Origin of the sequence: Acinetobacter proteolyticus, assembly GCF_000367945.1 — a bacterium.
Lineage (GTDB): Bacteria > Pseudomonadota > Gammaproteobacteria > Pseudomonadales > Moraxellaceae > Acinetobacter > Acinetobacter proteolyticus.
In genome coordinates this window covers 2,069,747-2,083,857 of the sequence record NZ_KB849179.1, presented here as the reverse complement: position 1 = coordinate 2,083,857, position 14,111 = coordinate 2,069,747, and the positions used below count along the sequence as shown (strand labels likewise).

The 14,111-nt window shown below is 43.1% G+C and carries 18 protein-coding genes, 1 tRNA gene and 1 riboswitch; of the genes, 9 read left to right on the top strand and 10 right to left on the bottom strand.

The annotated features are described in order from the left end of the window. Positions 1-92: 92 nt before the first annotated feature. On the bottom strand, positions 93-710 hold the full coding sequence (locus tag F993_RS07330; RefSeq protein ID WP_004655282.1) for an L-threonylcarbamoyladenylate synthase: 618 nt from the start codon (positions 708-710) through the stop codon (positions 93-95). Between the two features lie 87 nt (positions 711-797). Next, positions 798-1,460 (bottom strand): elongation factor P hydroxylase, encoded by a 663-nt coding sequence (locus F993_RS07335; RefSeq protein ID WP_004655281.1) that lies wholly within the window; start codon positions 1,458-1,460, stop codon positions 798-800. A gap of 96 nt (positions 1,461-1,556) precedes the next feature. Between F993_RS07335 and F993_RS07340 the strand changes: the two genes are divergently transcribed. The 6 genes from F993_RS07340 to lysM all read left to right on the top strand — a co-directional run bounded on the left by F993_RS07340 (position 1,557) and on the right by lysM (position 5,304). Beyond that, a complete protein-coding gene (locus F993_RS07340) occupies positions 1,557-2,117 on the top strand; it encodes a YceD family protein (RefSeq protein ID WP_004655280.1) in 561 nt (186 codons plus the stop codon). 75 nt (positions 2,118-2,192) lie between these two features. Beyond that, on the top strand, positions 2,193-2,378 hold the full coding sequence (gene rpmF / locus F993_RS07345) for a 50S ribosomal protein L32 (RefSeq protein ID WP_004638135.1): 186 nt from the start codon (positions 2,193-2,195) through the stop codon (positions 2,376-2,378). A 197-nt stretch (positions 2,379-2,575) separates the two neighbouring features. Then, positions 2,576-3,568, top strand: a complete 993-nt coding sequence (gene fabD, locus F993_RS07350) for an ACP S-malonyltransferase (protein WP_004655277.1) — start codon at positions 2,576-2,578, stop codon at positions 3,566-3,568. Further along, on the top strand, positions 3,565-4,299 hold the full coding sequence (gene fabG / locus F993_RS07355) for a 3-oxoacyl-ACP reductase FabG (protein WP_004655274.1): 735 nt from the start codon (positions 3,565-3,567) through the stop codon (positions 4,297-4,299). Before fabD ends, fabG begins: the two co-directional genes overlap by 4 nt. A gap of 86 nt (positions 4,300-4,385) precedes the next feature. Beyond that, positions 4,386-4,622, top strand: a complete 237-nt coding sequence (gene acpP / locus F993_RS07360; RefSeq protein ID WP_004655272.1) for an acyl carrier protein — start codon at positions 4,386-4,388, stop codon at positions 4,620-4,622. A 208-nt stretch (positions 4,623-4,830) separates the two neighbouring features. Beyond that, complete coding sequence (gene lysM, locus F993_RS07365; protein ID WP_004655271.1) at positions 4,831-5,304, top strand: peptidoglycan-binding protein LysM; 474 nt, start codon at positions 4,831-4,833, stop codon at positions 5,302-5,304. A gap of 79 nt (positions 5,305-5,383) precedes the next feature. Here the strand turns inward: lysM and F993_RS07370 are convergent, their stop codons facing one another. After that, positions 5,384-6,151 carry a hydroxymethylpyrimidine/phosphomethylpyrimidine kinase gene (locus tag F993_RS07370; protein ID WP_004655267.1) on the bottom strand — a complete coding sequence of 256 codons (768 nt, stop codon included), beginning with the start codon at positions 6,149-6,151 and terminating at the stop codon, positions 5,384-5,386. Between the two features lie 93 nt (positions 6,152-6,244). Between F993_RS07370 and F993_RS07375 the strand changes: the two genes are divergently transcribed. Next, positions 6,245-6,919: an HAD family hydrolase gene (locus tag F993_RS07375; RefSeq protein WP_004655265.1), complete on the top strand. Its 675-nt coding sequence runs from the start codon at positions 6,245-6,247 to the stop codon at positions 6,917-6,919. Positions 6,920-6,967: 48 nt separating this feature from the next. Here the strand turns inward: F993_RS07375 and ribB are convergent, their stop codons facing one another. Beyond that, positions 6,968-7,627, bottom strand: a complete 660-nt coding sequence (ribB, locus tag F993_RS07380) for a 3,4-dihydroxy-2-butanone-4-phosphate synthase (RefSeq protein WP_004655262.1) — start codon at positions 7,625-7,627, stop codon at positions 6,968-6,970. A 98-nt stretch (positions 7,628-7,725) separates the two neighbouring features. Then, a riboswitch (FMN riboswitch) is annotated at positions 7,726-7,883 on the bottom strand. Between the two features lie 184 nt (positions 7,884-8,067). Here ribB and F993_RS07385 point away from each other — a divergent pair. Together F993_RS07385 and F993_RS07390 are read left to right on the top strand one after the other, a co-directional pair. Continuing rightward, a complete protein-coding gene (locus F993_RS07385; protein ID WP_004655260.1) occupies positions 8,068-8,283 on the top strand; it encodes a hypothetical protein in 216 nt (71 codons plus the stop codon). A gap of 12 nt (positions 8,284-8,295) precedes the next feature. Continuing rightward, positions 8,296-9,474 (top strand): hypothetical protein, encoded by a 1,179-nt coding sequence (locus F993_RS07390; protein WP_004655258.1) that lies wholly within the window; start codon positions 8,296-8,298, stop codon positions 9,472-9,474. Positions 9,475-9,487: 13 nt separating this feature from the next. Here F993_RS07390 and F993_RS07395 read toward each other — a convergent pair whose 3' ends face one another. The 6 genes from F993_RS07395 to F993_RS07420 form a co-directional block, all read right to left on the bottom strand. Beyond that, the gene (locus F993_RS07395; protein ID WP_004655257.1) at positions 9,488-11,278 is read right to left on the bottom strand and encodes a patatin-like phospholipase family protein; all 1,791 of its coding nucleotides are present in this window, start codon (positions 11,276-11,278) and stop codon (positions 9,488-9,490) included. Positions 11,279-11,467: 189 nt separating this feature from the next. Then, entirely contained in the window at positions 11,468-11,848 is a 381-nt protein-coding gene (panD, locus tag F993_RS07400; protein ID WP_004655255.1) for an aspartate 1-decarboxylase, read from the bottom strand. 139 nt (positions 11,849-11,987) lie between these two features. Beyond that, positions 11,988-12,569: an aminoacyl-tRNA hydrolase gene (gene pth, locus F993_RS07405; protein ID WP_004655253.1), complete on the bottom strand. Its 582-nt coding sequence runs from the start codon at positions 12,567-12,569 to the stop codon at positions 11,988-11,990. Positions 12,570-12,588: 19 nt separating this feature from the next. Beyond that, on the bottom strand, positions 12,589-12,885 hold the full coding sequence (gene rplY, locus F993_RS07410) for a 50S ribosomal protein L25 (protein WP_004655250.1): 297 nt from the start codon (positions 12,883-12,885) through the stop codon (positions 12,589-12,591). 95 nt (positions 12,886-12,980) lie between these two features. Beyond that, entirely contained in the window at positions 12,981-13,934 is a 954-nt protein-coding gene (locus F993_RS07415) for a ribose-phosphate pyrophosphokinase (RefSeq protein ID WP_004655249.1), read from the bottom strand. A 100-nt stretch (positions 13,935-14,034) separates the two neighbouring features. Beyond that, positions 14,035-14,109: transfer RNA gene (locus F993_RS07420), tRNA-Gln, on the bottom strand. Positions 14,110-14,111: the final 2 nt, after the last annotated feature.

Genomic DNA, 14,111 nt, shown 5'->3' with positions numbered 1-14,111 from the left:
ATCTTAATTAAAAGACCATACCTAGCCTTTTTGTTGAAGGCATTTAGCAGCTTACGATTCTTTCTGAATCTAAGCTGCATTTTATACAACATTTACTCAAAAGCACTGACATCACCGACACCACGACGCACGATTTCAGGATTTTCTCCAGATAAATCCACGATACTGGTGGTTGATAAAGTCCCAAAACCACTATCAATAAACACATCAATCCGTTTACCGAGCTGATTTTCAATATCGTATGGATCATCTAGGGGGTCTTTTTGATCTGGCAAAATTAAAGTACTGGTTAGTAATGGTTCACCGAGTTCTTGTAGTAAAGCTTGCGCAACAGGATTGCTTGGAATACGCAATCCAATGGTTTTTTTCTTTGGATGCATTAAACGCTTTGGTACTTCGCTGGTCGCAGGCAAAATAAAAGTCGTAACCGCTGGCGTATTGTTTTTCAATAAACGATACATGGCGTTATCAACTTTGGCATAGGTTGCAATATCAGATAAGTCACAACACATAATGGCATATTGATGCTTAGGGCCTAAGCCACGAATTTGTGCAATCCGTTCCATTGCACTTTTATTCCCGATTTGGCAACCAATCGCATAGGCTGCATCTGTTGGATAAACCACAACATCACCCGCACGAATACGCTCAACGGCTTGTGTGATTAAGCGAGCCTGTGGATTCTCAGGATGAATATGTAAATGCAACATCGTTGAACTCCCTGATCTATATGGCTAAATTCAGTATGAAACGTGTTGAGGTCAAGTTGCAAGCATTAGATGTGACAATTTTGTCTTTTAATCAAGGTCTTCGCGTTTAAATTCATTCAGTTGTAACGGTGTACTATTTCGGGTGCAATGACAGATGTAATCAATGAAATGCGCTGCGTCCCGAGGCAATTTGGCTTCACCAGAAAAATAACGCTGTACTTGTGCATAGACATGGTCTTTAAATTGTTGGCCGTTGCCACCATCACCCGTTAAATTATCTAAAGACACACGAAATTTCCGACCAAATGCAGTCGCAAATAGCCATTCAATCGCTTGCGGTTTGATTTCCACTTGTTCAAATAAAGCTTGCTGTTCGGCCGTTCGACCATCTGGTGCATACCAATAACCGAGATCGGGCAATAGGCGGCGCTTCTCTCCAGAAATACTCCAATGACTAATCTCATGTAGGGCACTATTAAAGAAACCATGGGCAAATTGGATTCTTGCGGCTTGCTCATTGGTCGCTGGGAAATATTCTGGTTCAAAATCACCTTTAACTAGTGTGACATTATGGTGGGAAAACCAGTGATTAAAGTGTAAAATAAGCCAATCGACCTGTTCTGGTTCTGATGTTAACTTTTGCCAAGATGAGCGTTGCACTTGATCTGGTGTTAATACAGGAGCAGAGGTTGAATGGGTGCTTACAAGTAATGAAGTTGTTACTTCAAGTTGCGGCTGCAACAGGTGCATTGCTTAATTTACCCCGAGTTCTGTCTAAAGAAGTGCAAAATTGTATCTTAATCTTTGACAGAGTACCGATGAATTTGTAGAATTGCCGCCTTAATTATGTCAGCAAATACCTTTCCGGCACAGATTGAGCCGTTTAAATGGGCTGAACAGGGCTTTACATGGTCAGGCACACTGCCATTGTCTCGCTTTGCTCGTATCGCTCGTGAAGCTGTTGGATCAATTAATGATCGATTGATCAACGTAGACTGTAAGCTATCAATGGATGCATATCATCGCATTGTATGGCTAGATGGACGTATTGAAACGAAAGTTCCAATGGAATGCCAGCGTTGTCTGGATACTGTTGAAACTGAACTTGTTTCAGATTTTCATTTGGCTTTGATCGATGATGAGTCACTGATAGAGCGCTTGGATGAGGATGCTGATTTCATCGTTTTAGGTGAAAGCGAGTCTTCGAAAAAAGGTGATTTTGATACGCCTGCTTCGATTGATTTGCTCGCACTACTAGAAGATGAACTGTTATTGTTGATGCCTTTATCTCCCAAGCATGATGTTTGTGAGCATAAACATCGACCTACCATTCAGGACGTTGTCGAAGAAAAGCGGGATAACCCGTTTGATGTTTTGGCAAGTTTGAAGGGTAAACTTAACTCATAATTTGTGATATAATGTTGAGTTAAGACAACTGAATTTGTTTCTGATCCATTTTTTCGATCTTTGTAAGGAGCCATCATGGCCGTTCAGCAAAACCGTAAAAGTCGCTCTCGCCGTGACATGCGCCGTTCACATGACGCTTTAACCGAGAATGCATTATCTGTAGACCAAACTACTGGTGAAACTCATCGTCGTCACCATGTGACTAAAGACGGTATTTACCGTGGTCGTCAATTATTCGCTAAAGCAGCTGATGCTGAATAATTGAACCATATGCATTAAGCGTTAGCTTAAAGTATAGAAAAAATGGGAGCGAAAGCTCCCTTTTTTGTTGTTTTTCGCAATTAAAAAACGATTAAATCAATGGTAAATTGCCGCATCGGGAAAGAGTCTGTTGTCATTCTCATGTAAAATCATGTGTGTTGATGAAATTGGCGATAGACCATTTTAAGGATTTTTATATGTCGACTAAACGACTTGAGCAGGCTGCTCAAGCAACAAAAACAGCATTTGTTTTTCCAGGTCAGGGCTCACAAAAAGCGGGCATGCTGGCTGAACTTGCAGAGCAGTTTAGTGTCGTTAAAGATACATTTGCAGAAGCATCAGAAGCGCTCGGTTTTGATCTTTGGCAGATTGCCCAAAGCGGTGAGGGTTTAGACCAAACTGAAAATACCCAACCAGTTTTGCTGACAGCAAGTATTGCATTATGGCGTGTTTGGTTGGAACTGGGCGGTATAGCACCGAAATACTTGGCTGGACACTCTTTAGGAGAGTACAGCGCATTGGTTGCAGCAGAAGCAATGACTTTGGCTGATGCAGTGAAACTGGTGCATTTACGTGGCAAATTGATGCAGAGTGCCGTTCCACAAGGAACCGGCGCAATGGCTGCAATTCTTGGCTTAGCAGATGAAAAAGTGATTGAGCTTTGTCAAAAAGCCAATGCTTCTGCTGCTGGACAAGGTTCGGTTGAAGCGGCAAATTATAATGCGCAAGGTCAAGTTGTGATTGCGGGTAGCACTGCTTTAGTTCAGCAAGTGATGGCAGATGCAAAAGAACAATCAGGGAAGGCCATCGCGTTGCCTGTTTCTGTGCCGTCACATTGTACGTTAATGAAACCTGCTGCAGAAAAGTTTGCTGAAGCTTTGGAACAAACTGCCATTGAGCTACCACGCCTTCCTGTAATACAAAATGTCAACGCGGAAATCGCGACAGATGTTGCTCAGTTAGGTCAGGCATTAACGGCTCAATTGTACCAATCGGTACAATGGACACGGACCATGCAATATCTACAAGATCAGGGGATCCAGTACGTGGTTGAATGTGGACCAGGTACGGTACTGAGTAATCTTGCCAAGCGATTACCGAACATAGAAAAAGCATTTGCCATTGATAGCAAAGCACGTATGGAAGATGCCCTAAACGCAGTGTTAGTGGCAGAAGGAAAAATTGCATGACACAACAACGAAAAGTTGCGTTAGTGACAGGAGCAAGCCGTGGTATTGGCGCAGCGATTGCACAGCAACTCATTCAAGACGGTTTTTTTGTAGTAGGTACTGCGACTTCTGAAGCAGGTGCGCAAAAACTCACAGAAAGCTTTGCTGAGCATGGAACAGGCGCTGTACTCGATGTTCGTGAAGGTGAAGCCATTGATGCACTGGTATCAGACATTGAACAAAAATATGGTTCAGTGCTGGTGTTGGTGAACAATGCAGGCATTACCAAAGATAACTTGTTGCTGCGTATGTCGGAAGATGATTGGGATGACATTCTCAATATTCATCTGAAAGCGGTATATCGCTTATCTAAGCGTGTATTGAAAGGTATGACCAAAGCACGTTTCGGCCGCATTATTAATATTAGTTCAGTGGTTGCTCATTTTGCTAACCCTGGACAAGCGAACTACTCAGCAGCAAAAGCAGGGATTGAAGCGTTCAGTCGTAGCTTAGCCAAAGAGATGGGGAGCCGTCAGATTACAGTGAACAGTGTTGCACCTGGTTTCATTGCCACTGAAATGACTGATCAGTTAAGCGAAGATATTCGTAAAAAAATGACTGATCAAGTAGCTTTAAATCGTTTAGGTGAACCTCAAGATATTGCTGATGCAGTGAGTTTCCTTGCCAGCGATAAGGCTAGTTACATTACTGGTACAGTTTTACACGTAAATGGTGGTCTATACATGGCCTAAGTGGCGATGTATAAACTTTTAAAAATTTTTATATTCAATTAAACTAGTGGCAAATTAAAACGCCACAAGCAATGAGGAGAATTCCTGTGAGCGATATCGAACAACGCATCAAACAAGCTGTAGCTGAACAATTAGGTATGCGTGCTGAAGAGATTAAAAACGAAGCATCTTTCATGGATGACTTAGGTGCTGACTCTTTAGATTTGGTTGAACTTGTAATGTCTTTCGAAAACGATTTTGACATCACGATTCCAGATGAAGATTCAAATGAAATCACAACTGTTCAATCTGCAATCGATTACGTAACTAAGAAACTTGGTTAATCATCTTGCATGATCAAAAGCCACCGTAAGGTGGCTTTTTTGTGTTTATAGGTTTTGCAACAGAATGTTTTTCATTAAGTTCTAGCGCATATACATATATTTACAAGACCGCGTTAAATTGAAACTCGAGTGATTTATTTTTTCTGTATAACTAGATATAGGTCTATTTTGACTATGAATGCGGTTAATAATTACAGAGGAAATAACAATGGGTCTTTTTGATTTTGTTAAAGGTATTGGTAAGAAAAATACAGCACCAGCTGAACCACAAGCTGCACCAGCAACACCAGCTGAACCTTCAGCTCAAGAGATTGCAAATAAATTATTAGGTTTGATCAAAAGTTTAGGCCTTGGGGTTGAAGGCTTATCGGTGACGTATAACGGCAATACTGATACGGCAACCATTAAAGGGCAGGTAAAGAGTCAGGCCGATAAAGAGAAGATTGTGCTTGCGGTCGGAAATATTGATCATGTTGCACAAGTGGATGATCAAATGACAGTCGAAACACCTGAGCCAGAAAGTAAATTCTATACCGTGAAATCAGGAGACAATCTGTCGAAGATTTCGAAAGAATATTATGGTGATCCAAACCAATACAACAAAATTTTTGAAGCCAATCGACCATTACTTAAAAATGCAGATGACATTTTCCCTGGTCAAGTCCTGCGTATTCCACAATAATCTGTGAATATTAAAAAAGGCGCGAGATGCGCCTTTTTTATTGAACTTTGATTCGAAAGTTCGTTTTTCGTGATCCAGCTTAAAAGCGTTTTGGAATCTTTTGCCCATTGGGTACAGGGGTTTCTGCCTGTTTTAGTACGCCAAACAACCAGGTTTCGGCATGTTGAACGGCAATTTTTAAAGAATCACCAAGTGCTAGACGACCTGCAATGAAGCTTGCCAAAGAGCAGCCTGAACCGTGATATTGACCTTCTAAGCGTGGACAGCGGCTTTCTGCAAGCATTTTTCCATCTGCATAGAGCACATTGCGGATATGATCAGGGGTATCTTCATGGCCGCCTTTGACCAATACTGCTTTTGCACCCATTTCAAACAGTTTTTGCGTGGCTTGTTCAATATCTTCCAGACCTGTTAAAGCTCTTAATTCAACCGTATTAGGCGTGATTACTGTCGCTAAAGGAATCAATTCAACAAAGGCTTTGACTAATGTGGCTTGGTCACCTAATGAACCGCCGCTATTTGCGACTAAAACAGGATCTAGGACATAGAGATAATCTGGATGGGCGCGCAAGAATTCAGCCAGTGCAGCAATATTATCGGTTGTGCCCAGCATGCCTGACTTTACACATTTAATCGGCAAGTCACCGACCACGGCATTGGCCTGTGCAAGGAGTAATTCTTTTGAGGTGGCTTCAAAACCAAATACTTGTTGTGAGTTTTGGATGGTTAATGCGGTACAGGCAATGGCAGCATGCGCACCACTTTGTCCAATAGCTTCAATATCTGCCTGTAAGCCAGCCCCGCCAGATGGATCTAAACCTGAAAAACAAAGCACGGTCGGACGCACTGCAATTTCCTTTTAGTCTTCAATATACGGTAGTATAGGGAAGTTTCGAGAAACTCTCGACTATGTTGTGTAAGGCTGCAAGAGATTGAACGAATGACGATCAAAAATATTCTCATCGATTTAGATGGGACGCTGACTGACCCTAAAACAGGAATTCATGGTTCAATTCGTTTTGCTTTGCAAAAGTTAGGTCAACCTTTGACTGATGACGTGGATCTGGACTGGACTATTGGCCCACCCTTAAAAGCATCTTTGGCAAAATTACTCAATACTCAGGATGATGAACTGGCTGAGCAGGCATTACTGGCTTACCGTGAGCGGTTTTCAGTGACAGGTTTATTTGAAAATGAAGTTTATCCGTCAGTTGCAGAAACCTTGCAACAATTACAGGCAGAAGGCTATCTACTATTTCTCGCTACTGCCAAGCCCGTGGTCTTTGCCAAACAAATTTTAGCTCATTTCAAGCTGGATCAGTATTTTACTGCCATCTATGGCAGTGAGCTAACCGGTGAGCGGACCAATAAAGCGGACTTGATCGCCTATATTCTTGAACAACAACAACTGGACGCACAGCACTGCATTATGGTGGGAGACCGCCAATATGACATTATTGGGGCGCGTGCTAATGGCATTGAAACCATTGCAGTCAATTATGGTTATGGTCGGGCAGAAGAATTGGCTCAGGCGCAGCCGGTGACGCAAATTTCACAGTTTAGTCAGCTCATTGAAACAGTGACTGAACTGAATGCAGAACGAAAAGTATCATAACTATCGATGAAATAAAAAGCCTCGAATCATCGAGGCTTTTTATTTTAATTAAACATTATGTTTGAGACGGTATTGCACCAGTTCTTCAATGCTGATCACGGTTAAGCCGTGAGTTTGCGCATAAGCAAGCACTTGAATCCCTGAAGCCATTGAACCATCAGGATTAGTCAGTTCACACAGTACCCCAGATGGTTTTAAACCTGCTAAACGTGCTAAATCAACAGTCCCTTCAGTATGACCACGACGGCTTAGCACACCGCCTTCACGTGCACGTAAAGGAAAAACATGACCCGGACGACTGAGATCACTCGCCACAGCCCCTTCTTTGGTGGCTGCCAAAACGGTGGTGACGCGGTCTTTGGCTGATACGCCTGTGGTTACACCTTGTGCTGCTTCAATGGTTACCGTAAATGCGGTTTTAAACTGGCTTGAATTATCAACCACCATGGGTGGAAGTTCTAAATGGTCAGCCAAGGCTTCGGTTAGGCATAAACAGACGATGCCTGAGCCATCCCGAATCATTTGAGCCATGGTTTCAACTGTGAGTGTTTCGGCAGCAATAATGAGATCTGCTTCATTTTCACGGTCGAAATCATCCATTACTAACACAGGTTTGCCTTGGCGGATATCTTCTAAAGCTTGTTGAATACGTTGTTCAGCAGGAGAAAGGGCTGAGAAGAACAGTTCGGGTTGGATTAAACTTGACATAATGAAACGCTCTCGTAAGTAGGATACGGTTGAACATTTCAGGACTGATGTAAAAAATAAGCGTGCACAAAAACAACGCAAAAAGCGTGTTTCAGTGGTTTCGTCTTCTTTCATCCGGACTATACCGTCGGCTTTGGTTTCTCACCAAATCTGCGAGTACATATAAATATATACAGGCTCGTGGGCTGATTAGGTCATTTGATTACAATGCCTAACTTACCACCGGTGGGGAATTACACCCCGCCCTGAAGCGATGTGCCTTGATTATAGCCAGATTTTTATGAGAAAAGGCAACTTTTTATAGAATGAATCGTTCTATAAAAATGAAAAAACAAGCTGAGAACTTGTTCATGTTTTTCTATTTATTGGTGAAACTGGTAATCGATTTAAATTGGGCATACACTCAAAAGATAAAACAACAATAATGTGGAGGCTTAAGTATGGAAAAGATGGAAAAATCCGAGCTGGAACAATTAGCACAACAATTACATCGGCCTGTCATGAGTCTTAAAGCATTTTCTCAACTCTCCCCACAGGATTTGGTTTGGCTCAATCAACAATTAAAACACACCCTAGAAAACGAAGATCAGAAAATGAATCAGAGCTTGTATCAAACTCCTTTTTTCCTACGTTGGCTGTTTCGAGATAAAGCATAAGGGAGCATACCTATGACTCGACTTGCGGTACAGGCGGAGATGATCAAATTGGCGCGTATCTTCAAGGTCAGCGAATCAGAATTGGCCTTTATGCAGCCCTTGGCACCCGAAAATTTAAGACAATTTCGTTTTGCGATATTAGAACGATTACAAAATCAGCAGAAAAAGCGTTTCCGTTATTTGGCTGCATGGGTGAATTGGTTACCACGCTGGATCAGTGTGTTTATGGTCAAACACTTCTTAGAACCCTTTATTGTGGCCCAAATTGCAGTGTATTTATCGACAGAAAGCTCTTATCGCATCGTAAAGCATCTGCCTGCTAAAACGGTTGCAGCAATTTCAGTGTATTTAGACCCACGTTTGGCAAGAGAATTATTGGGCTATCTCACCACCCATCAGATTACGGACATCACCAAAGTTCTACTGGAGCAACGGGATTTTGTCACGATAGGTCGCTTTGTTAGTATGTTGTCAGATGCGGTATTACAAGATGTGGCGCAAGTGGTCGAGAGTGAAAGTGATCTGTTGGAGATTGCTTTTTTTATCGAGTCACGTGAGCAAATTGATCATTTAGTGCATGTATTGCCCAAACAGCGGATTGAAAAAGCCTTATTGATTATTGGTGATCCAGCACAACGCTTAGTCTGGCCCAAAGTTTTGGCCTTGATGAGTTATATCAGTTATGGGCTGAAGCAGGAATTGGGAGATTTAGCGGTTTTGCAAGGTGAGCCTGTGGTCAATGCCATTATTCAAGCCACACAGGAAGATCAGTTGTGGGAAGATATGCTCCCTGTAGTTGCTTGCCTATCTGCGCAAGCACAGCATTTTGTTGCCAATTTGCCTGCATTAAGACGAGTAGAGATTATCCAGAGTATCGTCGAGGCGGCTGATCGTTGCGATTTATGGACCGATATGTTGGTGATTGTGAATTATATGCAAGATGAGGCTAGAGAAGTGGTCGCGACCGCAATTGCGCAAATTGATGAGCAAGTTCTGCATCATATTGCTTATGCCTCATTGTTGCGCTCACAATGGGAGGTGACATTTGACATCATGCGACGCATGCCTGTTGAGAAACAGCAACAATGTCATCGTATTCTTGATGGCTACATGCAGCAACTAGATCCTGAAACCTACCAGTATTTAGATGCTTTACTGGATCGTTATCAGATTCAGTCTGCTCATGTATAGCTCAATGCATTGTTTATGTATTCGGTAAAGTTTCCCGAATAGGCAAGAGCATTTCAAGCGCATGTTCATAACCTCGTTCGACCAGTTCATCCAGTTTGTGCCAGTCAAACATGCCGATTCCCTCAATCGGCATACGGATGTGTAAGTTGGCACGTTCAATCGCAGCACTTTGAATCATGGTATCGCTGGCTAGGGTAGCGGTACGCATCAATATTTCTGCCAGTCGTGGTGCGTGCAACAATTTATCTTTAATAATTTTATTCCAGTTGAGCAGGGCACTCTGATCTGGTTCTTCCAAGCCAATGCCGGGAACTCGAATGTCATCATGCAGGCTGACATTGCTGGCAATAATAGTGCCTCTTTCTAGATTTTGCATGACATCGGTGGGAAGATTGTTAATCACACCGCCATCGCAGAGTAGATTTTCATGCCATGCAACGGGGGGCGCAACACCTGGCACACTCATGCTGGTACCGACCCAAGTGGCGAGTTCGCCTTGATCATGAATCACGGCTTGTCCTGTGGTGAGATTGGTGGAAATACAGTAATAGGTCTGTCTAAGCTCCTCAATCCGACGGCTCCCAAAGATGGCATGCAGACGACTGTGGAAACGCTGTCCCCGAATCAGGGAAACCCGTGGCATGGTGTAATCATTGAGATAATTACGCGCCACAAAAGTCTCATAGGCGATATGGGTCATTTCTACACTGTCAAAACCACATGCCACCAACGCTGCGACAAAAGCCCCCATACTGGTACCACCGACAATATCAATCGGGATGTGCAGTTGTTCCAAGGCACGAATCAAACCGATATGGGCGAAGCCTCGCGCACCGCCACCACCAAGCACCAAACCCACCCCTTGACTGGAAATCTGACGCGCCACTGCACAGATATCGTTCTGTGCCCAAGGATGGACAAAGTAATGGGCACGAGCATGATAGAGCTGTTTCCAGATCAGGGTATGCGGTGAAGGATCTCCTTCGGAGCGTAGCAAAACCAATTCAATTGGGCTTTGCCAGTCGTGTTGACTGAGAACATGCGAGAGTGGGGTTTGGGTTGGTGTTTGATTGGCTTCTGCCAGAATCAGAATCCGATCCGCCTGATGTAAACAGCGTTTTGACCATTCATCTTCACTGTTATCGGCGGCATAAAGGACATAGCAATGTTTTTCTTCTAAGCTGGCAAGCCATTGTCTCAGTTGTAAATCCTCAGGGCTATAATCCAATGGGGTTTGGCTAAAACCTGTCCCAAATAGGGCATCAATATGTGCTGCAGTCACCAAACGTACATGCGGCCAGCGTTGTAAATGTTCGGTTAGTTTTTCTGCGAGATGGGGAGCGGGAATATGTGCAGAGACAGGGATGACTGAAAGTGTTCGGCTGCTTCCCATCACATGACAATGTTGCTGTTCGGGTTGGGAACGGTTGATGATCAGCCGAGATAAAGCGAATAGGACTTTGGGGTGTAGGTGAATAAAATCTAAAAATTGCTGCTGTGGAATTCCAATAAGCGCTGTATCTCGAACAGCATTGACTGTGCAATGATGCGGCTGATTAGAAATCACGCCTGTTTCACCGACAAGTTCATGACGACCATAATAGGTCAGTAATCCTGTTGTACTGGTGAGTTTGACACGTCCATAGGCAACAATATAGACATGATCAGCAATATCATGGGCACAATACAACTGTTGTCCTGTTTGCAGATGACGTATATGGCAAAACGGAAGCAATGTTTCAAGCATTGCATGATCTAGATCAGCAAAGAGGCTAACTTTACTTAAAATATTAATAATATCCATATTGTTCAAATTATCTTTATTGTCTTTTTATTGAACAAATTCTAGTGTGATTTTACAAGTTTGCTTGCGTAAAACTTGGCCTTATTTTTCAGTGTTTTTGTATTTTTGTTCAAGTGCATGAGTGGCTGTATTTATACAATAAAAAAGCCATGAGCTATGGCTCATGGCTTTTTAGGAATCTTTTATGGTTTATGCAATTTGTACGGGAATACAGTTTGCAGTGTGGTTCACTGTATTGTCTGGGTTTGCATAAACTAAACGTGGTTTGTGAAGATTGGCTTCTACTTCGGTAAAATCGCCGAAAGTTGCAATAATCACTAAATCACCAACATCAGCTTGGTGTGCTGCACCACCGTTGACGGAAATAATACCTGAGTCATCTTCACCGCGGATTGCATAAGTGGTGAAACGTTTGCCGTTAGTGACGTTCCATACGTGGATTTCTTCGTATTCACGAATCCCTGCTAAGTCCATTAATACGCCATCAATTGCACAAGAACCTTCATAATGAAGCTCTGCATGAGTCACAACTGCACGGTGAATTTTACATTTTAATAAACGAGATAGCATGGCTAGCGTCTCCTGAGTAAGACCTAAGATAATTATCTTATGGTTGACTTGTCACGTTTTCCGCGGGCTATAGGCGGTTTGATGCGCATTTTGCGCTTAAAAATGCAATATGGCAAGCGGGATTGATCAACAATTCAGTTTAAGCGGGTTTGTAAGCGTTAATTTGATTCATTGCCTGTGACACTTGTCCATCAACAAGTATTTTCACTTGAGAGAGGGCATGATCAATGGCTGCATCCATCAAATCTTGTTCACTGCTAGGCGCTTTACCAAGCACATGACCAGAAACGCGTTCTTTGGCACCCGGATGTCCAATTCCAATACGTAGACGATGGAAATTAGCACCGATATGCGGAACGATATCGCGGAGACCATTGTGTCCACCGTGTCCACCACCTGTTTTCAGACGAATAATGCCAGGATTCATATCCAGTTCATCATGCGCAATCAGGATTGCTTCAGGTGCAACTTGATAAAATTTTGCGAAAGGAACAACACTTTGACCAGAACGGTTCATAAAAGTGGTAGGGAGTAATAAACGGACGTCATGACCTTCGATGTTGCCACGACCACTGTATCCATGAAACTTAGGATCAGCTTTTAAAGAGATGCCATAACGATCTGCAAGTTGTTCAACGAACCAGAAACCTGCATTATGGCGGGTTTGGGCATATTCCTTTCCAGGATTGCCCAAACCAACAATTAGCGAAATATTTGACACTAATTTACGCCTTTAACACTTATGCGCGTTTGAAGTCAGCGTGCATAGGCGTGTTTTTAGCTGGGTGACGTTGTAACGCTTGGATTTTAACGTTCTCAACTTTGTCACCGATTTTGATTTCGATAACTTCTTCGAAGAAAGCGTTGTTTTCTAAAGCTTTAACGATTTCACGAAGCTCTAAAGTAATCGTTACAGGCTCAGCGCTACCACCGTAGATGATTGCTGGGATTTGAGCAGCGTGACGAAGGCGGCGGCTCGAACCTTTCCCTTGTTGTGCTACTTCACGTGCTTGAGCGTTTAATACGAAGTTTGCCATGGGCATATCCTCATTGAGTTTGAATAACTAAACTTGCGACCAGTTTAGTGATAGAAAAACCCTAGCGAGCTAGGGTTTAAGAAAAAGCTGGGCTATTATAGATAACTATCGAACATTGCGCTAATAGATTCTTCGTTGTTAATACGACGAATTGTTTCAGCAACCATGCTCGCAACCGAAACCTGACGAATTTTGCCTAGGTTCAATGCCTCATCAGAAAGTGGAATGGTGTCTGTAACAACCAATTCATCAATCACAGAGTTACGAAGGTTATCAATCGCTTTGCCAGATAGAACAGGGTGAGTTGCATAAGCAACGACACGGCGCGCACCAAATTGTTTGAGTGCATCCGCAGCTTTGCAAAGCGTACCTGCTGTATCGACCATGTCATCAACGATGACACAGTCACGATCTTTTACATCACCAATCAAATGCATCACTTGTGATTCATTTGCTTTTTGGCGACGTTTATCGATGATAGCTAAATCGATATCACCCATTTGTTTTGCAACGGCACGGGCACGAACGACACCACCGACGTCAGGCGAAACAACCACAAGATTGTGGTGTTGTTGCTGGCGTAAGTCAGCCAGTAACGCTGGCGTACCATAGATGTTGTCAACAGGAATATCGAAGAAACCTTGAATTTGGTCTGCGTGTAAGTCGATCATTACCACACGGTCAATACCCACAGTTGTTAGCATGTCTGCAACAACTTTAGCAGTAATAGGTACACGAGCAGAGCGTGGACGACGATCTTGACGTGCATAACCGAAATACGGAATTACTGCAGTGATACGACCAGCACTTGCGCGACGCAAAGCATCAGCCATAACCAAGATTTCCATCAGGTTATCGTTGGTAGGCGCACAAGTAGATTGAACGATAAAAACGTCTTTACCACGAACATTTTCAGTAATTTCAACTGAAATTTCTCCATCAGAGAACTTGCTTACAGAAGCAGCACCGAGTGGAATATGTAAATGGCTTACGACTTTTTGGGCGAACTGTGGATGAGCACTTCCACTAAAAACGACAAGATTGGGCATGAAGCACCTGAGCGAGGGTTAAGCGAAGCTATGCTTCGACCGAGCGCAAGGGAAAAATTTTTAATTTTTCCAACGGGTAATTTGGAAACAATCTATTATATGGCAGGGGCGGCTGGATTCGAACCAACGGATGCCGAGATCAAAACCCGGTGCCTTACCACTTGGCGACGCCCCTAA

Coding starts and splice junctions, on each gene's coding strand:
- F993_RS07330 (WP_004655282.1), bottom strand. CDS start 710: ATGTTGCATTTACATATTCATCCTGAGAATCCACAGGCTCGCTTAATC.
- F993_RS07335 (WP_004655281.1), bottom strand. CDS start 1,460: ATGCACCTGTTGCAGCCGCAACTTGAAGTAACAACTTCATTACTTGTA.
- F993_RS07340 (WP_004655280.1), top strand. CDS start 1,557: ATGTCAGCAAATACCTTTCCGGCACAGATTGAGCCGTTTAAATGGGCT.
- rpmF (WP_004638135.1), top strand. CDS start 2,193: ATGGCCGTTCAGCAAAACCGTAAAAGTCGCTCTCGCCGTGACATGCGC.
- fabD (WP_004655277.1), top strand. CDS start 2,576: ATGTCGACTAAACGACTTGAGCAGGCTGCTCAAGCAACAAAAACAGCA.
- fabG (WP_004655274.1), top strand. CDS start 3,565: ATGACACAACAACGAAAAGTTGCGTTAGTGACAGGAGCAAGCCGTGGT.
- lysM (WP_004655271.1), top strand. CDS start 4,831: ATGGGTCTTTTTGATTTTGTTAAAGGTATTGGTAAGAAAAATACAGCA.
- F993_RS07375 (WP_004655265.1), top strand. CDS start 6,245: ATGACGATCAAAAATATTCTCATCGATTTAGATGGGACGCTGACTGAC.
- ribB (WP_004655262.1), bottom strand. CDS start 7,627: ATGTCAAGTTTAATCCAACCCGAACTGTTCTTCTCAGCCCTTTCTCCT.
- F993_RS07385 (WP_004655260.1), top strand. CDS start 8,068: ATGGAAAAGATGGAAAAATCCGAGCTGGAACAATTAGCACAACAATTA.
- F993_RS07390 (WP_004655258.1), top strand. CDS start 8,296: ATGACTCGACTTGCGGTACAGGCGGAGATGATCAAATTGGCGCGTATC.
- F993_RS07395 (WP_004655257.1), bottom strand. CDS start 11,278: ATGGATATTATTAATATTTTAAGTAAAGTTAGCCTCTTTGCTGATCTA.
- panD (WP_004655255.1), bottom strand. CDS start 11,848: ATGCTATCTCGTTTATTAAAATGTAAAATTCACCGTGCAGTTGTGACT.
- rplY (WP_004655250.1), bottom strand. CDS start 12,885: ATGGCAAACTTCGTATTAAACGCTCAAGCACGTGAAGTAGCACAACAA.
- F993_RS07415 (WP_004655249.1), bottom strand. CDS start 13,934: ATGCCCAATCTTGTCGTTTTTAGTGGAAGTGCTCATCCACAGTTCGCC.